The organism is Cysteiniphilum sp. 19S12-1 (assembly GCF_052030685.1).
Lineage (GTDB): Bacteria > Pseudomonadota > Gammaproteobacteria > Francisellales > Francisellaceae > Caedibacter.
On the sequence record NZ_JBQAJM010000001.1, the window covers coordinates 1 to 23,876 of the forward strand.

The window sequence follows — 23,876 nt, forward strand, 5'->3', positions numbered from 1 at the left end:
GCTTAAAAGCTCAATTGCATGAGCTAGCAATTAGATCGACTGATTCATAATTCAATGTTTAAAACTCTAAACTTCAGTACCTGTTGATACCAAGCCAAAACTTTTAATCAGCTAGGATAAAAGTATATTTTTCAGGGTGTATGCTATACACCCCTACGGTAAAACCAAATACAAATGTCCAACCTTTTGAATACAGTTAAATCTTTTTAAATAAAACCTTGTAATTTTTCTCTTAAGCGCAATCTATAGCGATCATGTTTTTACAAACCCAACCATTTAAGCGGGGAAACTATGTTAGAAATGAAAGGCACCACAATTTTGTGCGTGCGTCGTGGTGATGAAGTCGTCATTGGTGGCGACGGTCAAGCAACACTAGGCAATACGGTTGCAAAAGACAATATCATCAAAGTGCGTAAATTAAGTAATGGTAAAGTATTAACTGGATTTGCTGGATCAACAGCAGATGCATTTACCTTATTTGAAAAATTTGAGCAAAAGCTTGACTTCTATCAAGGCAACCTTGAACGCGCTTCCGTTGAAATGGTGCGTGAATGGCGTCTAGATCGTATGATGAGCAAGCTTGAGGCGATGATCATTGTCGCTGATGAAAATAAATCACTCTTGATCTCAGGCGTCGGTGATGTCATGGCGGCTGATGAAAAAGGCATTTTATCGATTGGTTCAGGCTCTGCTTTTGCTAAGGCCTCGGCACATGCCTTGGTCGATAACACCGATCTTTCGGCATATGAAATTGTTAAAAAGAGTCTTAATATTGCCGCTGATATCTGTATTTACACCAATCATAACTTAACCATTGAAAAGCTTGCTAACAAAGCAGCCGTATAATTGACTAAGGGGATAGAAATCATGTCACAAATGACACCTAAAGAAATTGTCAGTGAATTAGACCGCTTTATCATCGGTCAAAAAGATGCAAAAAAAGCCGTGGCGATTGCGCTTAGAAACCGCTGGCGCAGAATGCAGCTTGAAGATGGCATGCGCCAAGAAGTAACGCCTAAAAATATTTTAATGATTGGTCCGACAGGTGTTGGTAAAACAGAGATTGCACGACGCTTGGCAAAGCTTGCCAATGCGCCATTTATCAAAATTGAAGCAACTAAATTTACTGAGGTAGGCTATGTTGGTAAGGATGTTGATTCAATCATCCGTGATCTAGCAGATATCTCAATCAAGATGTATCGTGAGCAAGAGAAAACTAAAGTCGCAGCACGCGCTGAAGAGTTGGCAAAAGAGCGTATATTAGATGCGCTATTGCCTGCAGCTCGTGAAAGCAAAGTAGGCTTTGCCAATGAACCCGTTGAAGTCGAGCAAAAAACTGAAAGTACAACACGTCAACTTTTCAGAAAAAAACTTGCCACAGGCGAGCTTAATGACAAAGAAATTGAAATCGATATTGCCATGGCAGCACCTCAGATGAATATCATGGGACCTCCTGGTATGGAAGACATGACCAATCAACTGCAAAGCTTATTTTCATCAATGGGTGATGAACGCAAAAAACGTCGCAAAATCAAAGTTAAAGATGCTTTGAAATTACTACAAGACGAAGAAGCTGGCAAGTTAGTCAATGAAGATGATATCAAGCTTAAGGCCATTGAAGCCGTTGAGCAAAATGGTATTGTATTTATTGATGAAATTGACAAAGTATGCAAAAAATCAGATCAGCGTGGTGGCGATGTATCACGTGAAGGTGTTCAGCGTGATTTATTACCATTGGTTGAGGGCTCAACAGTCACTACTAAACACGGCATGATCAAAACAGATCACATATTGTTTATCGCCTCTGGCGCATTCCATGTCGCCAAACCATCTGACTTAATTCCTGAGCTTCAAGGGCGTCTGCCAATTCGTGTTGAACTAAGATCACTTGAAGTTGAAGACTTCGTGCGCATTCTCACCGAACCTGATTATTCATTAATCAAACAATATGTTGCCCTACTAGGTACTGAAGGTATTGAAATCATCTTTGAAGAAATGGCTGTTAGACGCATTGCCGAGATTTCATTTCGTGTCAATGAAGAGGTAGAAAATATTGGTGCTCGACGCTTGCATACCGTGCTAGAAAGGTTATTAGAAGAAGTATCCTTTGATGCCTCTGATCGCACTGAAAAAACCTTTAATGTTACCAGTGATTATGTGAACGAAAAGCTAGGTGATTTAGTCAAAGATCGTGACTTAAGTCAGTATATTCTGTAGCGCATTTGTACACTTAAGAAAAATTCGTTAATAAACGTATGAAAACTCAAAAAATACAATTGACATTAGGGCTTTAGTCCTTATAATCTGATCCTGTTCTGCGGGAATAGCTCAGTGGTAGAGCACAACCTTGCCAAGGTTGGGGTCGCGAGTTCGAACCTCGTTTCCCGCTCCAGTTGGCTGGGTAGCAAAGTGGTTATGCAGAGGCCTGCAAAGCCTTGGACACCGGTTCGATTCCGGTCTCAGCCTCCACAGAACAAGTCTTTGCCCGGGTGGTGAAATTGGTAGACACAAGGGACTTAAAATCCCTCGAGACTTAACTCTCGTGCCGGTTCGACTCCGGCCCCGGGCACCATCAAATTTACCCAATCATTTTATATAGTTACCATCTTGATGATGATGGCTTAAATAACTCATCAAAAAGTATTAGCGATATCCCTTACAGATTGTAAAAATCATTTAATGACAGTGTACTTTAATTGAACTGCATCAAACTCATACTTTTTAACATCTACAAGCTTTAAGTTGATATCTTGATTAACTCTGCCAAACAAAGCTTTACCTTCACCAAGAAGGGTTGGGACAACAGTTACTATAAGCTCATCAATTAACCCTTCATTCAGAAAAGACTGAATAATCAAAGCACCGTCAATATACAAATTATTAGCATCCATGATATTAAGTGATCCAATCAGTTCTTTTGGTGTTCCTGAAAATACTGAAACCTTATTCTTCAAAGCGTCAGGAACAATCACATCACTTCTAGCCATAACAATCACTCTTTTATTAGTGTATGGCCACTGATCAAACTCTAATACCTTATTAAACGAGTTTTTACCCAGTACGATTGTATCAATAGCTCTGATAAAATCAGCATAACCACAATCCTCATCAACAGGTAAAGAAGCATTAAACTTCATTAGCCAATCGATACCCCCATTTACTCTTGCAACATAGCCATCTAAACTCGTTGCGATAAAAACTGATAATTTCATGTTAAACACCCTTGAAAAAACTATGACTTAAAATAATACGGATAATACTTCGGCTCCCAAATAACTTGATCAATCTTGCGCCAAATATCATCAACATCTTGAGCGACACCATCCTCAATCGCCTGACGCGCTACAGCAAATGCCACCTGACGGCTAACACTGTATGCCTCACTTAGTTTTGGTAATAACGCATCATCTTGGGTTGAGTAATTTGCTAATGCCTTGCATGCTGCCCATAGCATATTATCGGTAAAGCGCTTGGCAGCAATTGCAACGATTCCTAAACCAATGCCAGGGAAAACCAAGGCATTATTTGATTGCGCGATACGATAAACCTTGCCTTTATAGCCAACATCATCAAATGGACTACCTGTGGCAATAAGCGCACGCCCTTCAGTTAAACGAATAATATCCTGCGGCACACGCTCACAACGACTCGTTGGATTCGATAAGGTGAAGATAATCGGGCGATCATTATTCTCAGCCATAGACAAAATAACATCGTCTGTAAATGCACCAGCAACACCTGAACAGCCAATTAAGGTTGTTGGCTTTGCTTGTTTGACAACTTCCGAAAGCGTAATGCGTCCCTTATCATCAGTCCCCCACCCTTTAACCGACTCACGCGTACAGGCATAAGGTCGTTGAAAGTCCATCATTTCCTGATCATCGATCAATAGACCATATTTATCAATACACCAAAAGTGCTGATAAGCTTCTTCTTTTGTCAAACCTGAGTGCACAAGTGCTGCCACAATCTCATCGGCAATACCTAAGCCTGCCGTTCCCGCACCAAAGATCACAAATTTCTGATGATTAAACTTCAAGCCTGAGCGTTTTGACGCTGAGATCAAACCTGCTAACGCAACGGCAGCAGTACCTTGCATATCATCGTTAAAGCTACAAATTTCATTTTGATATTTTACTAAATTCTTACGCGCATTATCACGTCCAAAGTCTTCCCAATGTAGGAATATCTCTGGCATTTCATCTTGAACTGCCTCAATAAATAACTGAACCATTTCATCATACTGCTCACCGCGCACACGCTGATGACGCCAACCAAGATATAACGGATCTTCTAATAACTTTTTATTATTGGTGCCTGCATCTAAAAACACCGGTAAATAACGCCCAGGATTAATGCCAGCACACAGCGTATAAACCATCAACTTAGCAACCGGTATTTCAATACCACCAACACCTTGATCACCAATCCCTAACACGCCTTCCGCATCACTGACTACAAGAATATCAACATCTGAATTGGTACGATTACGTAGAATCTCGCGCATTTTATAGCGATCTGGATAAGCAATATAAAGTCCTCGAGGAGACAAGAATTGCTCGCTATAGCGCATCACTGCCTCACCAACTGTTGGTGTATAGATAATTGGCAACATTTCATTGAGGTTATCGCGCACTAATCGATAAAACAATGTCTCATTGATATTGTGCAAGTTCTTTAAAAAACTATAGCGCCCGATGTTACTCCTGAAAGATTTATACTGCTGATAGGCACGCGTTTTTTGCTCTTCCAATGATTCAATCTGGAAAGGTAATTTACCCAACAAGCCAAATTCTTGACGCTCACGCTCACTAAAGGCAGTCCCCTTATTTAAAGAGGCAAGCGTTAATAAACTCTTACCATGCAAATCAGTTTCAACCCACATTTCATTGCTTTCAGGGTTGCGTTTAAATTCAAATCTTTTTATTTTCTTCATCGCTATGTTTCTATCGTTATTTTTTATTTTTATATCTTTTTAACTTCAGTTTCTAATCTCTAATTCACTCAATTTTTGGCACCGAACTCACGCACTGCATCAACCATTATTTTAACTTTATCCGGTGAAATGTCTGGATATACGCCGTGCCCTAGATTAAAGACAAAGCGACTATATGGTGCTTGACTTGTGACGATGCTTCTTACCGAGTCAATAATACTTTGATCACTGCCATAAAGTGCCGCAGGATCTAAGTTGCCTTGCAATGCAAATTCATTGCCAACGACTTGTCTTGCACGTGCTACATCAATACTCCAATCAATACCAATGCCATCACAGTCGGTTTTAATCAGTTGATCTAACCACAAACCACCGTCTTTGGTAAAAAGTGTCACCGGCACATGCGGATGACGTTTTTTAAGCTCAGCTGTAATCCTTTGCATGTAATTCAATGAAAAGGCTGCATAGTTGCCTTGTGCCAACATACCACCCCATGTATCAAAGATCATCACAGCATCAGCTCCCGCTTTAATCTGTTCATCCAGATAATCAATAATTACAACACTTAGATCAGACAACAACTTATTCAATACTTCTGGTGCGCTATAAAGCATCTTACGTAACTGCGTAAACTGTTTTGAACCCTGACCCTCAACCATGTAAGCCGCTAACGTCCAAGGGCTACCGCTAAAGCCAATTAATGGCACACGATCTTTAATTGCCTGTTTAGTGGTTGAAACTGCATTGAACACATAATGCAATTTATCAATAGCACCTTGAGTATCTAAGCGCTCAACATCTGCTAAAGTTGTCAATGGCGAGGAGAAGATTGGCCCTTTACCACTGACAAATTTAAGATCCATACCCATTGCTTCAGGAATCGTTAAAATATCTGAAAAGACAATGGATGCATCTAAATCATAACGATCCAAAGGTTGCAAAGCTACTTCACAACAAGCTTCAGCATGGCGGCACATCTGCATAAAATCACTAAATTGTGAACGCGTCTTACGATACTCAGGCAAATAGCGCCCAGCTTGGCGCATAATCCACATCGGTGTTTGTGTCACAGGCTTGCCTTGTAAGGCGTCTAAAAACAATGTTCTCATTTTTTATCCTTTTTGTAATAATCAATCCCATCAGGGTGATATTTAAAGCGTTTATACGTCCACTGATATTGCTCTGGATATTGGCGAATAATTTCCTCAAAGCGCTTGGTAAAAGCATAAGCCACTGGATCTTCAATACCATCAATTGCTTGATAGTGCTTAATCAAAGGCTCCAAGTCCTCATTAAACAGTGTCAAACCTTTGCCATCAGAATTTCTAACGGCATAGCTTAACACAACTGCAGGCTTGTAGCGCTCATATAATTTCCCAGCGAAATTCATCGTCTTGGCAGGATTGCCAAAGAAATCAACATAAGTACCTCCAGCATCAACTGGGACTTGATCCGTTAGCATGGCAATGACTTGCTTTTTTGCTAGGGCTTTAAATAACATTTTCACACCTTTTTGATTGGCAGGTGACATGTTTTCACATAAGCGTGAACGCGCACGCAAAATCAGCTTATCCAGTGTTTTTATCTTCGGTGGTGTGTATAACATCGCCGAAGGATATTTGCTTGAATAATACATCGAGGCAATTTCATAACTTCCCAAATGAGGTGCAACAACCATAACACCACGACCTTCTTCATATAAGCGTTGTGAAATATCCCCACCATGCACCACTTGAATTTGTTTGAGCAGCTTTTGCGGATTTTTAAATAAGATTCCCGGCATTTCAGCACCGGTCATACAGGTTTGTTGTAAAGTTTTCTTAACCAGTTTGCGTTTATGATAGTCACTTAATTCCGGAAAGCATTTATCAATATTAATACGTGCTATTCGACGCATATCGCTTTTACAATAATAAAGTAATATCCCAATCATCGCCCCAATACGCTGCGCTGTTTTAAAACTTAACTTTCCCCACAAAAACAATATTAATATTAGGGCTTGGGCACCTATTTTCTTCATCGCATTTTACCGTTTTTTATTTTATTGCTGAAAGCGTTCAAATTTACGATAGCTTAATGCCTCTTGAATATGATGCTTTGCAATCATCTCTTGTGCTGCCAAATCAGCAATTGTCCGCGCAATTTTAACGATTCGGTGATACGCTCTTGCCGATAAACCAAGCTTTTCAATGGCGTCCGCCAACAACAGTCGCTCATTATCCCCTAAAATGCAGAATTGATCAATTTCCTTGCCCTGAAGTTCGGCATTAATTTTCCCTTGGCGCTTGATTTGCAGATCGCGTGCGTTGATCACACGCGCTTTGACATCATGACTTGACTCGCCTTGTGCGCCTGCAATCAAATCATCATGCTCAACTTCAAGCACCTCAACTTGCAGATCAATGCGATCTAATAGGGGGCCTGAGAGCTTTTGTTGATAACGTTTTATTTGCACATCCGTATCTTTACACGCTTTGCGCTGTGAACCTAAAAACCCACAAGGGCAAGGATTCATCGCCGCAATTAATTGAAATTTAGCCGGATATTCAACTTGTGCACTGGCTCTTGAGATCACAATCTTGCCAGACTCAAGTGGCTCACGAAGAACCTCTAGGACTTTGCGATCAAACTCTGGCAGCTCATCTAAAAATAATACGCCATTATGCGCTAATGAAATCTCTCCTGGCTTTGGATTTGATCCACCACCGACAAGAGACACTGCCGATGAGGTATGATGAGGGGCACGAAATGGGCGCTGATAAAAATGCTCAGCAACATCACTGGTACCTTTAATAGACGCAACCATTGCCGTTGCTAAGGCCTCATCCATCGAAAGTTTGGGTAAGATCGTATTAAATCGTGATGCAAGCATCGTTTTACCTGTACCAGGGGGACCAACAAATAAAAGATTATGACCACCTGCTGCGGCAATCTCTAACGCGCGTTTGGCTTGAAACTGACCTCTGACATCGCTCAAATCCAATTCAAACGCATTATCTGACATCACGCCTTCTGCTTGTTGTGCCGCTTTAATAAACTGTGTTTTTGATAAGTGCAAAACAACGTCCATCAAACTCCTAGCCGCATAAGCATGAAGATCTGGCAATAAGGCAACTTCACTTTCATTTTTTACCGCAATAATGAGGTTACGTTGATGCTTTAAGCTTTGAATGGCAAACGGCAAAATACCTTTTACCGGTCTTAATTTGCCACTTAAAGATAACTCCGCAGCAAATTCATATTGCTCAATATCGGGTGCTATAACTTGTTGAGATGCAATTAAAATACCAATGGCAATTGGTAAATCATAGCGCCCACCTTCTTTTGGCAAATCGGCAGGTGCCAAATTAATGGTGATGCGTTTACTTGGGAATTGCAATCCTGAATTAATAATCGCACTTCTAACGCGATCCTTACTCTCTTTAACCGCCGCTTCAGGTAAGCCTACGATCGACAAACTCGGCAATCCATGCGATAAATGCACTTCCACCGTTACTTGTGGTGCATTCACCCCCAATTGAGCGCGACTAAAGACCGTAGCTAGCGACATAACTGCTACTTATTTCCTTGCTCAGCAATAAGTTCATCAACTTTTTTTTCAAGCGCTTCAAGCTTTAAACGTGTTTTTGCTAACACTTCTTTTTGGATATCAAACTCCTCACGCGTAACGAGATCCAACTTTTCAAAGCTTGCTTTTAACACACTTTTGCAGTTTTTTTCAAACTCACTAGTCACCGTTTTTAAACCACTTGGAATACCATTGGATATTTTACTGGCAACATCATCGATTATTTTATTGTTTAGTTTCATACTCAATCACTTAAATGCTTTACTAATAGATAGTGCATAATGTAGCATAGACAGCCAAATTGACAAATCAATTCGAGCATGAAGCTAATTACAGCCTATATCAAACCGCATTTACTTGACCGCACACGCGAAGCCTTATTAAGCACTGGGGCTACAGGCATTACTATCACTGAAATCAAAGGCTTTGGGCGCCAACTTGGTCATACTGAGCTTTATCGAGGCGCAGAATATGCGGTTGATTTTTTGCCTAAGATTAAGATGGAGGTCATCTGCAAAGATGATCAACAACAAGACTTTATAAAGGCCATCATTGACACAAATAAAGCTGATAAGATTGGGGCGGGCAAAATCACCATCACCCACCTTGAAGAAGTTATTCGCATCCGCACTGGTGAGACGGATGATGAGGCAGTTTAAATCAAACTTTTTTTCGGCTAAGACTAAATATTCACCCACAAGTGCTCATCGTACCCTGAGCGTAAGTCGAAGCAATGCACTGAGCATCAGTCAAAGTGGTGATGCTTGGGAAAATCACACGCCATAGAGGCTTCGACTTACGCTCAGCCAGCGCTTACAAAATCAAAGTGGGCAGGAATATGGTCATAGCCTTTTCTGCCTCCCATTAATTACCCTCCACTTTAGTCTTTAGTCCAAGTGCCGTTACCAAAATGACCTGCTGGATCATAAACGCTTTGATTGCACCAACCTTCGTGCCCAGTACAAGTATAGGTCACACCATTTCTAACGACTTTACTGCCTAATTGATAGCTGCCAAGACCTTTTGACCACTCTGGTAAATCTGGCGTTGGCTCCGGAGAGACTTGTCCTTTATTTTCCAAAAGCCAAGTATATTCAATATGATTACTCTGTTCGATCTCGGTATTGATATAAACGATATTATCAACACCATCGATCGGCTTCACGGTATCATCATCTTGTAAGACGCCAATGACAACACCATATGCATGCAATTCATTATTTAACTTGGCAATATATTGTGATTTCCACGTTGCCAAACTATCGATCACCATTGGCACTTCGATCGCTTCTTCATAACCACCTAAACGCCCAGAATCAAAGACATCACTGCGCCATAACCTGAAGTTAAGTTGGTCATTTTGTTTATAATTACTCTCTGATTGAGCGCCAAAGACAGCACTACCCTCTTTACCTGCAAGTGGCGTCCACACACTTTCAATTGGTTCTGGCGTTACCGCATGATGTTCGATACGCCATTGATAGTTTACTGGCGACGTTTTTGTCTGATAAACACTATAACCTGAAGGTGAATTGGTTTCGATCACTTTACCATCACGACTAAGCACGCCAATTTGCACATTGCTTTGGTCATGACTTTGATTGAATTGCTGCGCTAGCTTTTGTTGCCACAATTTTGCATCATTGTCTGATGTAGGTTGATAAGAAGCTGCATAGCACTGGCTATGCGCATCCACTGTACAGACGTCAACAGTCACCGTATCTTCCGGTTTAATATCTAGACTAGGCAGAGCACTTTCTCCATAAACATTCTTTACTTTTTGCCATACAACATCCACAGGTGGCGGTGGCGTATCATTGCCGATCACGACATCTGAGCAAGAATAAAAGGCTTCAGCACTATCATCACGCTGCCATACCGCGTAAATTACATGCTGACCTACTTTAGACTCAGGTATTGTACATGTGAAATTTTCAAAACCACCTAATCCTGGAGATTGCAAAGCTGATTCGCTCGTAGTCGGCACATAATGACAAATGGGCTTTTCTTCCAGATCATTCCAAGTCAATGCTTTATTGATTTGCCAATCATCACGCGTAATATAAATATCAATATAACCTTTACCATAAGTTTTATGAGGTGCAGTTACTGCATAAGTGAACTTATTTTCACCTGCCTCAAGTTTAACAGGGTAGAGATTATCGCCTTGATCAACTGTCCATTCACTATCTTCTAAACTGCGATATTTTGCTAAGTTTGCAGAGCAAATCGGCGCATCTTTACCACCCATAATAGCAATATGTGCACTACGTGAATCATTGATATAAGATGGATCATTTGACCAACCTGCTGCCGCCCCTTGAGCCACGCCACTCCAATCAGTAATGACCTGATTGATACCTTCGCCATGCAAATTAACACTACATACATCTGCACCATTGTGACCATTCCACGACACATTATTATTAGGTGTCGCCCCTCCTGAACACAACCATTGCCTGCTATCTGGAAAGGACAATGCACCATGCCCAAAAACTGCACCTGAGCTTAACGCTAAGCTTGACACTAAAAAAATAGAACGTAACTTCATATATAACTCCTATAAAATAATTTAGCAGAAGTGTATGAAATTCGCGCCAATATGTGAAATTGAAAGAACTAATAGTGTTATAAGCGTTATTTATTTTCAAAATTTAGCGAATCTAGGCTTTGTGTCTCAAAACCATATAAAGTAAGAACTAAGCATTATATTTGGGTAAAAGCAGTACTATTTAAAATTAATCCCTAACAGTATCTTTTGCAGACTGGTTTCGATATATTGTTTAAATAAACATAAGCACCGGATATGACCGTGATTATAAAGTGGCTTCATTTTTCACTCACATTGGCATATAACATTATATTTGATTGTTTGGCGCAACGCCAAACAACGTTTGTTAATAATCAAAATAACACAACGCTTTTAGGTAAGGGTTGGGTAGAAAATGAGTAGCTTTTCACAACAACTAAAAGCCGCAACCGTAGACAGTATTACCGGCTTATTTAAAAATCGAAAAATGCTGGTGATGTTTATTTTGGGCTATTCTTCAGGACTACCTTTAATGCTTACAGCATCGTCGCTCACTTACTGGTATCACGAAGCAGGGATCAGTATTCAAGATATTGGCTTATTAACGCTGGTAGCATTGCCATATACGATAAAGTATCTATGGTCGCCTGTGATTGATCAGGTAAACCTTAAATTCCTTGGCAGACGCAAAAGCTGGATTTTATTAATGCAATTATTATTAATTGTCTGTGTGTTTTTATTGAGTCAATTTTCACCTACACAATCACCATTGATTATTGCCGGTATTGCCTTGGCAATTTGCTTTTTCTCGGCAACACAAGACATTGCGATTAATGCCTATCAAACAGAAGTATTAGATGAAGATGAACGTGCACTGGGTAGCTCTATTTCAGTATTAGGCTATCGTGTGGCGATGATGGTTACGGGTGCTTTTTTGCTGATCATGGTTAAATACTTTGATAATAATTGGCAAACTGGTATTTTTGCGCTTATCCCGTTTTTTGCAGTGGCAATGGTTGGTACTTTTTTGGCTAAAGAAGCTTCAGTGGACAACCGCCCTAAAACTTTTGCTGATGCGGTTGTTTTGCCATTTTATGATTTCTTTACCCGTCGCGGCTTTGCAGTGGCGATTGTTGTGCTTTTAATTATTATTTTTTACAAGTTTAGTGATGCGCTAGCATTTTCACTTAATACCGTCTTCTTTGCCGAACTTGGCTTTGATAAAGTCACGATTGCTGTGTCGTATAAAACCAATGCCTTAGTATTTACCTTTATTGGTCTAGTGTTGGGTGGCATGTTAGCCAAAGGCTTTGGTTTGTTTCGTACATTCTTGGTATTTGGTTTTATGATGGCAGCTGCTAATTTGATGTATATGTGGTTAGCATTTGAAGGCAAAAATTATTATTTAATGGTTATATCGGTTGCCGTTGAATATATGGTCGGTGCAATGGGTACTGCCGTATTGGTGGCAATGATTATGAGCTTGGTCAATAAAAGTTTCTCAGCGACACAGTTTGCGGTATTAAGCTCGATCGACTCATTAGGACGTGTATTGGTAGGACCACTAGCTGGCAATGTTCAAGCAAGCTACGGTTGGGAGATATTGTTTTTATTAAGTTTCATTCTTGGCTGTATTGTCACCTTTGGTATATGGTTGGCACGCAAACAGATTATCTTAATGGCAAATCTGCATGCGTAGTGACAAAACAAGAGTAAGTCGTGTTTTGTTCTGTCTCACCTGCTGCACGATCTCTCCCACCAACTGAGAGGTGGCTAGTTGAGATGTCCTCGGGCTAAGCCCGTGGTGCCCCGTCTACGATCGCTCAGATTGTGGAGTAAAAAGAAAGTCGATTGGTTAAAGCGTGGCAATTGCCTCGACTTCAATTAACACATCTTTGGGTAAGCGTGCGACCTCAACACATGAGCGTGCCGGTGGTGTTACCCCTTGAAAAAATGACGCGTAAACCTCATTAAAAGCAACAAAATCATCCATATTTTTAATAAAGCAGGTAGTTTTAATCAATTTGTTCATACTGCTGCCGGCGGCTTCAACAACGGCTTTTAAATTTTGCATTACTTGTGTTGCTTGCCCTTTAATATCGCCTTGGACTAATTCACCGTTGACATTTAAGGCAATTTGTCCTGAGGTATAGAGCATGCCGTTGATCTTAACTGCTTGCACATAAGGACCTATCGCTTGTGGTGCGTTATTGGTTTGCACGATTTCTTTCATAAATTTTCCTTAGATTTTTAAAAGCAATTTTATTCTGTCTAAATCAAGCGTATTGTCAACGCATGTGTTAGCACTTTCGTAACGTGAGCTGTGTAATGAAATTAAATATGATCACCAACACTACAAGTATGAGCAAACTAGATAACAATACATCTTTAAACGCCATCGTTGAGTAACGATGCAGCAATGAAGCAATGCTTAAATAAATCACTGGAATAAACCCTTGGTATAAGATATTAAGATAGGTGCTTAATAAGGTATTTGTTTGATTTGAATATTGATTGGTAAAGATGATTTGCCTTAGGTTAAACATGACGACATATTCTACGATCGCATAAATAATAAAAAACACAATAACGGCAAGCAATACCCAAGCTATATTGGCTGAACCAATGGTATAAAAGCACCACAATAGCGGCAACATCAACAGACCAAATAAAAAGATATTTTGGCGGATGGAGGCATCAGTCGTTTGGCTTTTTTTACACAAAATAAGGCGTAAACCAATGATTACGACAATTAATGAAAATACAGGCTCTAATGGATAAACTGCCTGATAGATTTGTGACAATTGATCGTTGAATAAAAACAGCAACACCGATGACATCAACACATAAACAACGATGCTGTATTGACTTGCGCCATTGATGCAAAGCATGACATAACGTGGCTTGGTTTTGACAGCAATGGCAATACTCAAAAAAGCAATAATCACAATAACAAGCACATCAGCGATATTATGCCAGCGATACATTAACGCACCACACAGCAGTGCTAATAATGCGCCCATAGCAAAGGATAAAAGACATTTTAAAAACACCTGTATATTGAAGGTTTCAATGCTACGCACAAAGCGAAAGTAGTAAAAAACCGCGCCACAAATTGAAGTTGCCAGAGTGAAAGGTAGCAGCAGATTTAAAAAAGAGAAGCCTACAAACAAAATGGTGACGATAATCCCAAGAGTGTTGACAATAAAAGACATTAGGTTGTTTTTAATCTCATTGGAAAGTGAGTTTTCTGCGACAAGTTGATAACGTTTAGTATGCAATACGACTTGATTGCCGAGATACGATAGTAAAAAGAAATGCACCCCCATCGTCATGTAAAGCGCACCACCGCCAAATTTTCCAGAGAGCAGGACATAGGTGGTCAGCATCAATAAAAATGGACAGAAGAAACCAACCACTGTCAGGGCATCTGACTTTTGTTTGACATCTTTGACAAGTTTTTCAGTCAGCATGACGGTAAGCCAAGTAATGAGCCCTAAAATCGCACCAATAATCAGCATATCTGAGAAGAAATATAAACGTTCAAAGTCATCTTTAAAAACTTGGTTAAAGCTTGAAATACTTTCTGCTAATGCGCGAATAGGGACATAAACAGGCAAAATACAGAAATATAAAATACTCGGATGACGTATACAGTTAAGCAAAAAGGCGCGTTGTGGTGACATCGATGATATTCCTTTATTAAAATCTACTTAATACACGTTCAAGTGCGCGACTGGATAGCACCCATTTCAATAATTTAGCAATACTGGTAAATTTAGTGATACTGTAGCGTGGTGCTGGATTTTTCGCTTTAAGGATTTTGTCAACAACCTTGGCGACTGTTATTGCCTCTTGGTTAAATGGCACCGGTTTGTGGTTACCTGACATCAGTTTTTTATAATCATCTAAATGTACTGAATTTTTAAGCTCAATGTTTTTAACTGTCTTCATCGAGTTTTCTCTAATTTTACTGGTGACCGGTCCGGTATTAAGTATGCTCATATGGATATTGGAACCTCTCAATTCTTGACGCATCGTGTCAACTAATCCTTCTATGGCATACTTACTGGCATTATATGCACCGCGATATTTAAGTGATACCAAACCTAAGACAGAGCCATGCTGAATAATCTTACCATGACCTTGCTCACGCATAATTTTGAGTACTTTGCAGGTGAGATTATGAAGTGCGAAAAAATTAGTATCAAACTGCTCTTTGACGTGTTTTGTCGGAATATCCTCTAAAGCGCCGGCTTGTGAATATCCGGCGTTATTAAATAACACATCTAACGTGCCCCCTGTTTTTTGTAGAATATCAGCCAATGCTGCATCTATTTGCGAATCATCTAACACATCAATCAAGTAAGTTTCAAAACCTTCAGCCGTGAGTTTTTTAACATCCTCTGGTCTTCTAGCGGAGGCAAAAACGCGATAACCTTGTGCTTTTAAATACTTCGCTGTAGCGTAACCAATACCGCCATGTGAGCAGCCGGTAATTAATATGGTTTGTTTGTCCATTTAAGTTAACTCCAATTGATTTTCACCTTCCAGTCAAATGGTCGGTACATTTCTTGTAATATCTGTGTAATCTGTGCCTGTGCTTGCGCGATATATTGACCACTATTTGCCAGTTGGCTAATCGCTTTTACTTGGGCCACACTTGGATAAAACTTCGCATTATCACTAGCCGTATAATATTGATAAAACCAAGCACCACTAGCACCTGATGCAATACAAATCGCAAGTAGGGTTAATTTAGAAAAAATACGCATCATAGCACCAATACCACAAATAAAGCGATGATTAATATCAATAATATCCAATGTTTTATGCGCACATTTATATCCTTAAATACTGAAGTTATGCACCCAGTTTCTTATTTAGTATTTCATTCACTTGTTTAGGATTTGCTTTGCCTTTGCTAATTTTCATAATCTGACCGACAAAGAAACTCAAAAGCTTCTTGTTTCCGGCACGATAATCTTGCACTTGTTGTGGGTTGTTGGAGATTATCTCATCAACCAAGCTTTCAACGAACCCAAGGTCATTACTTTGGCGCACGCCCAATTGATCAACAATGCTTTGTATCGCTTGTGGTTGCTCATAATAGTGTTGTAATACAGCTTTGGCAGATTTTAAAGAAATCTCATCCTTGTCAACACTAGCAATAATTTCAAGTAATATCTCAACAGGCACGCGCTTTGCATCAAATGTGCTTTGTGCGCGATTAAACACAGCTTGCAACTCAACGGCGACCCAGTTATATGCGGCTCTTGCTGGAATGCTTTTTGCCAATGCATCATAGTAATCCGTGATTGTCGGGTTATCCATTAAGAAGTTGACCTCATCGGCATTAAGCGTCTTAGTATAGGTTTCACGTCGCACTTTTGGCAATAGTGGCATCTGTGAATGTATGTTTTCAATTTCTTCATTAGATAAGATAATGGGCAATAAATCAGGATCAGGGAAATAGCGATAATCAAAGGCGTTTTCCTTGCTACGCATGCTGCGTGTTTCATTGTTATCTGGATCATAAAGCCTTGTTTCTTGAGTGATTATGCCACCTTTGTCAAGGACATTGACTTGACGCTGATACTCATAATGAATGGCACTTTCGATAAAGCGAAATGAATTGATATTCTTAAGCTCAGCTCTTGTGCCAAGATCATCACCGGGTTTGCGAATCGATAGATTAACATCACAACGAAATGAGCCTTCTTGCATATTGCCATCACAAATCCTCAAATGCTGCACCAGTTGATGCAGGCTTTTAAGATAACAGATCACCTCTTCAGCGCTACGAAAATCAGGGTGTGTCACAATCTCCAATAATGGCGTACCGGCACGGTTATAGTCCAGACCAGTTTGATCACCAATAAAATCATGCACTGATTTTCCCGCATCTTCTTCAAGGTGAGCGCGTTCAATGCGAATGGTTTTAACGCCCTTACTCGTTGTAATCTCAAGCTGACCATTCTGCACAATTGGATTATTAGATTGACTGATTTGATAGCCTTTGGGTAAATCTGGATAAAAATAATTCTTGCGTGCAAAAAAACTATTCTTTGAAATTGTTGCATCAACTGCTAAACCAAACATCACCGCCATATCGATTGCCTTTTTATTAACAACAGGCAAAGTGCCAGGTAAAGCAATATCAAGGAAACTTACCTGTGTGTTTGGCTCTTGACCATATAGCGTTGCAGAATTTGAGAATATTTTGGTTTGTGTTTGTAGCTGGACATGCACTTCAAGTCCAATGACCATTTCATAACTCATGCACCGACTCCTTGTAATAGTTGCTGTGGCAGGTGAAAGTCTGTTTCACGCTGAAACGCACAAACTGCTTGTAGCAATAAATGATCTTGGAAGTTGTTAGTCATCAATTGCGCACCAAATGGTAAATGTTCAATATTTCCAATAGGGAATGAAATCGCTGGAGCTCCTGTTAAATTCGCAATCAATGTATACATATCCGATAAATAAGTGGTTACTGGATCTTTTTGCGCCCCTAGTTTTGGAGCAGTCGTTGCGGCTGTTGGCAGTAAAACCATATCGACATTTTGGTAAATTGCATCAAGGTCTTGCTTTAATTTGGCGCGCACTTGCTGGGCTTTGTGGTAATAAGCATCGTATTGACTAGCTGCTAATACATAGTTGCCCATGACAATACGGCGTTTGACCTCCGCGCCAAATCCTTCTGTGCGACTGTTGATATATAACTCATCCAGTGTATTTGCCTGCTCACTGCGATAGCCATAACGTACCCCATCAAAGCGGGCTAAGTTAGTGGCAGCCTCAGCCGGTGCCAATATATAGTAGCTTGAAACAGCCGCTTGCAAATCGGGCAATTGAATATCTTTAATCTTCGCACCTTGCTTTTGGTAAACAGCAATACACTCCTGAAACAGTTCTTGTGCCTCAGGTGAGAGTTTTGACAATAATTGCTTATCCACACCAATACTCAGGTTTGTGATATCTTGTTGTAATGATTTGGTAAAAAAATCCGGATCAGTTGCAATATTTGTGCCATCATGATTATCTTTGCCTGCCATTGCCTGCAGTAAATAAGCACAATCCTCGGCATAATGCGCTAACACCCCCACTTGATCAAAAGACGAACCATAAGCCACTAAGCCATAGCGTGACAAAGTACCATAACTTGGTTTTATCCCAGTAATACCACAGAAGCTTGCTGGTTGTCTTACGGATCCACCCGTGTCACTACCTGTAGCAAAGGGTGTAAGTCCAGCGGCAACAGCAGCGGCTGAACCACCGGATGAGCCGCCTGGAACATGATTTAAGTCATGAGGGTTTTTAACGGCACCAAAAAAGCTATGCTCATTGGTTGAGCCCATACCAAATTCATCCATATTGGTTTTACCAAGCAACGTCATGCCTTGTTTTTTGAGTTTATCAACAATCGTGGCATTAAATGGTGAGTTATAATTGCTTAATATCTTTGATCCACAGGTTGTGGTTAATATATCAGTACATAGATTATCTTTGTGCGCGATAGAAATCCCAGTTAACAAAGTCGTCTCACCTTTACCTATTAAATCATCCATTTCTTTAGCATGTGCTAAAGCCTGTGATTGATTGATTGATATGAAAGCGTTTAAAGCTTCATTTTTACGCTTTATTTCGGTTAGATATTCTGTTGCTAATTCGACGGCACTTATGGTTTTGCTATCGAGCTTTTGGCGCAATGTTTTTAAAATACTCACAAAACCTCCTCTTATTCAATGACTTTTGGCACAATAAAATAGTGTTCGCTAAATTCAGGCGCGATGCGCTTAAAATCCTGTTCATGGTTTTGTGCTTGAGGTGCATCTTCACGTGCTGGATAATGACTTAATAACGGTGAAATCATTGGTTTAATCTCATGCGTATCAACCAACTTAAGGTTGTCAAATAGATTAAAAATATTATTAAGATCATATTCAAACTGTACCAACTCTTTCGGCTTGGCACTGAGTTTTGAAAGCGTGAGAATGTGCTTTAATTCCTGCTGCGAGATTGCCATTTCCTGATTTCCAAAGCGATTTTTGCATGAGGCTTATCATATACCCATCACAAGGCATTTTACAGAATTTTTTCCTTTGCAACTAAACACCGCAGAATGGTTTACGATGGATGTATCACTATTACATAATAACTAAAACAATTGCTGATGCGGTTTGTGCTCTATAAAATGGGTTGCATCATAGGCGGATAATGGCACACTGAAATAATAGCCTTGAATGTAGTCACACTGCAATCGTTTTAATAATTGATATTGCTCAATGGTTTCAACGCCTTCAGCGACCACAGTACTCCCTAAACGATGACTTAAATCAATGATGCTCTCAATAATAAGCTTATTATTAACATTGGTTAACATGTCATCAATAAAAATTTTGTCAATTTTGATATTATCAATTTGGGCGTGAGTCAAATAACTCAGCGAACAAAATCCCGTACCAAAATCATCAATTGATATTTTAAATCCCATATTTTTAAGGGTATTTAGCACTTGAGATGTATTGTCTACATTTTCCATAATCACCGTTTCGGTAACTTCAAAGGTAACGTATTCACTAGGGATATCCATTTGCGTCATCAAGCGTTCTAAAAATGCCAACAAAACCGAAGGATTATTTATCTGTACGGCTGAGAGGTTAATGGAGATACTTGGTTTATAGATAATTGCTTCATCATCATGCCACTGATAAAGCTGGTAAAAGGCTTGGCGGATAACCCAAGTGCCAAGCTCAACAATCAGCTTAAGCTCCTCAGCAACAGGAATGAACTCACCCGGTGACACCTCACCCAAATAACGATTATGCCAACGAAGCAATACTTCAAAATGCATTTGTTGTTTATCATTTAAATGAATGATCGGCTGAAACATAAGGTAAAACTCATTGTTCTTTATCGCATTAGCTAAATGCTTACCTAGCTCTAGTTGGCGAAAATAACGGGCGCCTATATTTTCATTAAAGATACAATAACTATTGCCACCTGCTTTTTTACAGTCTCTGATTGCCATATCGGTATATTGCATTAATGTCTCACGATCACTCGCATGCTCTGGTGATATTGCCGCTCCTATACTTGCTTTAAGACTGATGGGATAGTCGTTAACTAAAATTGACTGGTGAACCACTGCAAACAAATGATTGATAACCAGTTTAACATCATCGAGTGTGCGAATGTCTTTAAGCACAACGACAAATTCGTCACCACCAATACGTGCGACAAAGTCACTTTTACGCACACTTAATTTTAAACGTGTGGCAATCTCGCGCAATACAACATTACCGAAATAGTAGCCAAAGCTGTCATTTATATTTTTAAAATGATCGATATCGATATGAAGTAATGCCACTTTCTTATTGTTTTTATTTGCTTCCACTAACATGTTTTCAAATACTGTTTCGAAATATCTACGATTTGGTAAAGCAGTCTGTTCATCCTCATTCAGTAGTTGATAAAATCGACTATTTTCAACGATGAATTTATTGAGCATGGGGCGCAATAAAAGGTATAGCAATAAGATAAAAATGATAACAAATCCCAAGATTGTTAGTGGGATATGTGATAAATTCCGCCAAACACTTGAGGCAACCGTTTTTTTGTTGACACTCAACGCCAATACTTGTTGTCCATTAATGCGTTCAAAGTAATATTTTTTATCTTGGATCAAAAGGTTGGAATGTTCTTGTGTTTTTAATTGTGTTAATACCTCTGTTGGTAGTGTTGTGAGATTATTGGCAAAACCTGAGCTTACTGCCCGCCATGAGCTACCAATCTTGATAAACCAATAAAAATCACGCTTCTGTGTCAAATTTTCAGACTCAAACTTATTCAATAGTTTGCTTAAGTCAAAAGAAAGCCGATCATAGCCAATGATTTTTCGATCTTGCCCCATCCGTGTATAGATTGGGCTAGTTACAATTACAGTTAGTCCCCTGCCATCAACGGCAAAGGTAAGTGCTTTTTTATCAAAATGTTGACGTTGTCTTGCGCCTACTTCAACTAGTAAATGTCCATTGCTTTCAAATCGTTGTATTGATTGTAAAGCAGCACTTGAGACAAGCGCTGACGCGAGAATTTGTTTTAAGGCATTAACTTCATCGATAATGGGGGCACCATGCTGGTATTTGCGCTGAATTTCTTCGGTCAACCATGCCGCTTGCGTGCGGCTACTTATCTGCAATGCAAGACTTCTTGCCTCTGATAAAGATAGTTGAATCTCTGTTTTATAACTGTCTAACACTTCTTCATAATAATGATTAATTGTGCGCTGTGTTTGTTGATAAAAAGGATAAAATGACAGAACAAAAACAGTAGAAGATAATAGAACAAGCAATACGATAGTGCTGATCAGGACACGCCAGAATATTTGTTTGCCGATGAGCTTGTCGACTTTTTTTGCTTTTCTAGTCTTTTTGATTCGTTCAAATATCTTCAAAATCCGTCATCCTTGTCGCTTTCAACTGCAAGTATTTGCCGTTTTCTCAGTATAGCGCTAATAATTTATTTTACGAGCGATCAACTGAACAATTCATGTATCCTCATCGTAAATCGTCTTGCAACTGGGATCAGCGTTCTCACCATTCGCTATTTGGTAATTTTTTATATCGCAACAATAGCGCGGTTTGTTATGATGACCTAAATTCTAAAACAGCAACATAGAAGCAATAAACTATCATGAATGTTGATCAAGCTGAAATTAATAAATTTAGTGCACTGGCGCACCAATGGTGGTGTGAGGATGGTGAGTTTCGCACATTGCATCAAGTCAATCCCTTGCGTGTGCAGTTTATTGAAGAATGCGCAGGCGATTTGGCGCAATTAAATATTGCTGATATTGGTTGTGGCGGTGGTATTCTCTCTGAGGCACTCGCTAAGAAAAATGCAGTCGTTACCGGACTGGATCTTGCTGAAGCCTCTTTGAGTGTTGCCAAGCTTCATCTACTAGAGTCAAACCTTTCGATTCGTTACTTAAAAGACTCAGTTGAAAATCTAGCGCAAAATGAGCCGCAAAGTTTTGATATCGTCACCTGTATGGAAATGCTTGAGCATGTGCCTGACCCTGAGAGCGTTATTCGCTCATGTGCAGAACTTTGTAAAGCCGGTGGTTGGGTGTTTTTCTCGACATTAAATCGCAATCTAAAATCCTTTGCGCTATCAATTGTCATGGCAGAATATGTCATGGGACTTATCCCTAAAGGCACACATGAGTATAGTAAATACATCAAACCGCTTGAATTAATTAATACGGCAAGGAAATATGGGCTTCAAGTTACTAAAATCAATGGTGTGCATTATAATCCATTGACTAAAAACCTATCTTTAGGAGGTAATGCTGATGTTAACTACATCGCCGCATTTACCAAAGAGCCCTAAATACCCGCTTGATCTATTATTGTTTGACCTTGATGGCACCTTACTTGATTCATCAGATGGCATCTTTGATGCGATCAAGTATGCATTTGCCTGCCATAAGCTCAAAGTTGACTTTAATGCCGACACACTAAGGCAGCATGCCGGTCGCGGTGTTGAATTTCTATTAAAAAAAATTAATCAACAGCTTACTCGTGAGCAATTGGATACGTTAAAGCATGATGCGTTTATGCATTATCAACAACATGCAGCTGAGATGACGCACTCCTTTACTGGCGCACATGAGTTAATGAATGCTTTACATCAGCAACAGCTTAGCTGGGGAATTGTCACCAGCAAGACACGAACGTTAACGGAAGCAGTGATTGCTAAAGTGCCACACTATCAGGATGCTAAAATCGTGATTTGTGCGGATGATTTATCTTATAAAAAACCGCACCCTATGCCAATCATCCATGCACTTAAAACGCTTAATAAAATACCGCAACATGCTGCTTATATCGGTGATACCAAGCCAGATATGTTGGCTGCCAAACACGCACATTGCTATCGCATTTTCGCTGATTATGGTTATGAAGCAAATACGATGAATGATGATGACTATGATTTAAAAATTTCAAATTTGGAGCAATTACGCCAGTGGATTATCTATACGCTTGTCTAGGCGAAAACACCCCGCAATCAGGATCTATTTATTATTATGCTTATCGCCATTGCTCTGTTGCTAAGACAAAAGTTCTTTATGCCTTGGATCAGTTAAAATATCAATGGCTTAAAGCATCTGAGCTATACTCAGAACCTTATCCTAGTCTACAAAAACTACAATGGTGGCAGCAGGCTTTAACCAATTTAAAGGATCGTCGTGACCACCCGTTGCTTACTACTTTGTGTCAGAATTTTGAGTTTGATATATTGCAAGAATGTTTAGCCAGTGACTTGGATTACGCCTTGCAGACGATTGCTGAAGGGCGCAATTATCAAGACTCTCTTGATCTGAGCAAAAGCTTTCTTGGTATTGCTAGACTTAAAGCACGTACCCTCCAATTTGATGAAACAGATCAAATCAAAACTTTAAACCATATCGATGAGTTATTGCGTCACCTATTGATGATCGGCAAGCATTTTTCACGCAATATTATTTTGCACAGTGCGCTAACGCCACAAATCACGAAAGAAAACTTTCGCCAAGTAATGAATGAATTAATGCAACACATTCATACTTTAAAACGAAATTCAAACCTGACAGCGGCACAAATTAAGCTGCTTAAACCATTGGTTTCATTACATCAGCAACAGATGTTATGCGTGAAAAAATTTATCAAAAAAGTCGATAATCCTTTTATTGAGAGCATTCAGGTTTCGCCACTTGCTTTGCTATTTGCCAGTGTCTTTGCATCAAAACTTTAATCTGCAGTGTTTTTCTTATACAATCATCTATAATTTATTTA

23 protein-coding genes and 3 tRNA genes are annotated in these 23,876 nt (G+C 39.7%); 11 read left to right on the top strand and 15 right to left on the bottom strand.

The genetic code is table 11. The features are described 5' to 3' along the window. Nucleotides 1-291: 291 nt before the first annotated feature. The 5 genes from hslV to ACTS4L_RS00025 all read left to right on the top strand — a co-directional run bounded on the left by hslV (nt 292) and on the right by ACTS4L_RS00025 (nt 2,572). Nucleotides 292-846, top strand: a complete 555-nt coding sequence (gene hslV, locus ACTS4L_RS00005) for an ATP-dependent protease subunit HslV (protein WP_440616583.1) — start codon at nt 292-294, stop codon at nt 844-846. A gap of 21 nt (nt 847-867) precedes the next feature. After that, on the top strand, nt 868-2,217 hold the full coding sequence (gene hslU / locus ACTS4L_RS00010; RefSeq protein ID WP_440616584.1) for an ATP-dependent protease ATPase subunit HslU: 1,350 nt from the start codon (nt 868-870) through the stop codon (nt 2,215-2,217). 100 nt (nt 2,218-2,317) lie between these two features. Then, nucleotides 2,318-2,392, top strand: a tRNA-Gly gene (locus tag ACTS4L_RS00015). A gap of 3 nt (nt 2,393-2,395) precedes the next feature. Then, nucleotides 2,396-2,469, top strand: a tRNA-Cys gene (locus tag ACTS4L_RS00020). A gap of 14 nt (nt 2,470-2,483) precedes the next feature. Continuing rightward, nucleotides 2,484-2,572, top strand: a tRNA-Leu gene (locus tag ACTS4L_RS00025). 100 nt (nt 2,573-2,672) lie between these two features. Here the strand turns inward: ACTS4L_RS00025 and ACTS4L_RS00030 are convergent. The 6 genes from ACTS4L_RS00030 to ACTS4L_RS00055 all read right to left on the bottom strand — a co-directional run bounded on the left by ACTS4L_RS00030 (nt 2,673) and on the right by ACTS4L_RS00055 (nt 8,746). Then, nucleotides 2,673-3,212 (bottom strand): dihydrofolate reductase family protein, encoded by a 540-nt coding sequence (locus tag ACTS4L_RS00030; protein ID WP_440616586.1) that lies wholly within the window; start codon nt 3,210-3,212, stop codon nt 2,673-2,675. Nucleotides 3,213-3,232: 20 nt separating this feature from the next. Continuing rightward, nucleotides 3,233-4,936: an NAD-dependent malic enzyme gene (locus ACTS4L_RS00035; protein WP_440616587.1), complete on the bottom strand. Its 1,704-nt coding sequence runs from the start codon at nt 4,934-4,936 to the stop codon at nt 3,233-3,235. Between the two features lie 68 nt (nt 4,937-5,004). Continuing rightward, nucleotides 5,005-6,045, bottom strand: coding sequence for a uroporphyrinogen decarboxylase (gene hemE, locus ACTS4L_RS00040; protein ID WP_440616589.1), 1,041 nt, complete (start codon nt 6,043-6,045; stop codon nt 5,005-5,007). Continuing rightward, complete coding sequence (locus tag ACTS4L_RS00045) at nt 6,042-6,956, bottom strand: lysophospholipid acyltransferase family protein (protein WP_440616590.1); 915 nt, start codon at nt 6,954-6,956, stop codon at nt 6,042-6,044. Before ACTS4L_RS00045 ends, hemE begins: the two co-directional genes overlap by 4 nt. A 21-nt stretch (nt 6,957-6,977) precedes the next feature. Then, complete coding sequence (locus ACTS4L_RS00050) at nt 6,978-8,486, bottom strand: YifB family Mg chelatase-like AAA ATPase (protein ID WP_440616591.1); 1,509 nt, start codon at nt 8,484-8,486, stop codon at nt 6,978-6,980. Between the two features lie 5 nt (nt 8,487-8,491). Further along, nucleotides 8,492-8,746, bottom strand: a complete 255-nt coding sequence (locus ACTS4L_RS00055) for an accessory factor UbiK family protein (RefSeq protein WP_440616592.1) — start codon at nt 8,744-8,746, stop codon at nt 8,492-8,494. Nucleotides 8,747-8,824: 78 nt separating this feature from the next. On the opposite strand from ACTS4L_RS00055, the gene ACTS4L_RS00060 reads away from it, so the two are divergent. Next, nucleotides 8,825-9,163, top strand: a complete 339-nt coding sequence (locus ACTS4L_RS00060; RefSeq protein WP_440616593.1) for a P-II family nitrogen regulator — start codon at nt 8,825-8,827, stop codon at nt 9,161-9,163. A gap of 221 nt (nt 9,164-9,384) precedes the next feature. Here the strand turns inward: ACTS4L_RS00060 and ACTS4L_RS00065 are convergent, their stop codons facing one another. Next, nucleotides 9,385-11,055, bottom strand: coding sequence for a lytic polysaccharide monooxygenase (locus ACTS4L_RS00065; RefSeq protein WP_440616594.1), 1,671 nt, complete (start codon nt 11,053-11,055; stop codon nt 9,385-9,387). Nucleotides 11,056-11,310: 255 nt separating this feature from the next. On the opposite strand from ACTS4L_RS00065, the gene ACTS4L_RS00070 reads away from it, so the two are divergent. Then, nucleotides 11,311-11,457, top strand: a complete 147-nt coding sequence (locus ACTS4L_RS00070) for a hypothetical protein (protein ID WP_440616595.1) — start codon at nt 11,311-11,313, stop codon at nt 11,455-11,457. Then, nucleotides 11,450-12,733, top strand: coding sequence for an AmpG family muropeptide MFS transporter (locus ACTS4L_RS00075; RefSeq protein WP_440616597.1), 1,284 nt, complete (start codon nt 11,450-11,452; stop codon nt 12,731-12,733). The genes ACTS4L_RS00070 and ACTS4L_RS00075 overlap by 8 nt, the downstream gene beginning before the upstream one ends. Before the next feature lie 156 nt (nt 12,734-12,889). On the opposite strand, the gene ACTS4L_RS00080 is transcribed toward ACTS4L_RS00075, so the two are convergent. From ACTS4L_RS00080 to ACTS4L_RS00115, 8 genes are all read right to left on the bottom strand, one after another. Further along, nucleotides 12,890-13,267 carry a RidA family protein gene (locus ACTS4L_RS00080; RefSeq protein ID WP_440616599.1) on the bottom strand — a complete coding sequence of 126 codons (378 nt, stop codon included), beginning with the start codon at nt 13,265-13,267 and terminating at the stop codon, nt 12,890-12,892. A gap of 67 nt (nt 13,268-13,334) precedes the next feature. Beyond that, entirely contained in the window at nt 13,335-14,720 is a 1,386-nt protein-coding gene (locus tag ACTS4L_RS00085) for a hypothetical protein (protein WP_440616600.1), read from the bottom strand. Between the two features lie 16 nt (nt 14,721-14,736). Beyond that, on the bottom strand, nt 14,737-15,555 hold the full coding sequence (locus tag ACTS4L_RS00090; protein WP_440616601.1) for an SDR family NAD(P)-dependent oxidoreductase: 819 nt from the start codon (nt 15,553-15,555) through the stop codon (nt 14,737-14,739). Between the two features lie 5 nt (nt 15,556-15,560). After that, a complete protein-coding gene (locus ACTS4L_RS00095; protein ID WP_440616602.1) occupies nt 15,561-15,860 on the bottom strand; it encodes a hypothetical protein in 300 nt (99 codons plus the stop codon). Between the two features lie 37 nt (nt 15,861-15,897). Next, a complete protein-coding gene (gatB, locus tag ACTS4L_RS00100; protein WP_440616603.1) occupies nt 15,898-17,316 on the bottom strand; it encodes an Asp-tRNA(Asn)/Glu-tRNA(Gln) amidotransferase subunit GatB in 1,419 nt (472 codons plus the stop codon). Further along, nucleotides 17,313-18,764: an Asp-tRNA(Asn)/Glu-tRNA(Gln) amidotransferase subunit GatA gene (gene gatA, locus ACTS4L_RS00105; RefSeq protein WP_440616605.1), complete on the bottom strand. Its 1,452-nt coding sequence runs from the start codon at nt 18,762-18,764 to the stop codon at nt 17,313-17,315. Before gatA ends, gatB begins: the two co-directional genes overlap by 4 nt. Before the next feature lie 11 nt (nt 18,765-18,775). Next, nucleotides 18,776-19,063: an Asp-tRNA(Asn)/Glu-tRNA(Gln) amidotransferase subunit GatC gene (gene gatC / locus ACTS4L_RS00110; protein WP_440616606.1), complete on the bottom strand. Its 288-nt coding sequence runs from the start codon at nt 19,061-19,063 to the stop codon at nt 18,776-18,778. A gap of 132 nt (nt 19,064-19,195) precedes the next feature. Beyond that, nucleotides 19,196-21,493 (bottom strand): putative bifunctional diguanylate cyclase/phosphodiesterase, encoded by a 2,298-nt coding sequence (locus ACTS4L_RS00115; RefSeq protein ID WP_440616607.1) that lies wholly within the window; start codon nt 21,491-21,493, stop codon nt 19,196-19,198. 236 nt (nt 21,494-21,729) lie between these two features. Between ACTS4L_RS00115 and ubiG the strand changes: the two genes are divergently transcribed. From ubiG to ACTS4L_RS00130, 3 genes are read left to right on the top strand one after another with little or no spacing between them, the layout of a single operon-like run. Next, nucleotides 21,730-22,431, top strand: a complete 702-nt coding sequence (ubiG, locus tag ACTS4L_RS00120; RefSeq protein ID WP_440616643.1) for a bifunctional 2-polyprenyl-6-hydroxyphenol methylase/3-demethylubiquinol 3-O-methyltransferase UbiG — start codon at nt 21,730-21,732, stop codon at nt 22,429-22,431. Continuing rightward, on the top strand, nt 22,394-23,092 hold the full coding sequence (locus tag ACTS4L_RS00125) for an HAD family hydrolase (protein WP_440616608.1): 699 nt from the start codon (nt 22,394-22,396) through the stop codon (nt 23,090-23,092). Before ubiG ends, ACTS4L_RS00125 begins: the two co-directional genes overlap by 38 nt. Next, nucleotides 23,068-23,835 carry a hypothetical protein gene (locus ACTS4L_RS00130; protein WP_440616609.1) on the top strand — a complete coding sequence of 256 codons (768 nt, stop codon included), beginning with the start codon at nt 23,068-23,070 and terminating at the stop codon, nt 23,833-23,835. Before ACTS4L_RS00125 ends, ACTS4L_RS00130 begins: the two co-directional genes overlap by 25 nt. The last annotated feature ends 41 nt before the right edge of the window (nt 23,836-23,876 follow it).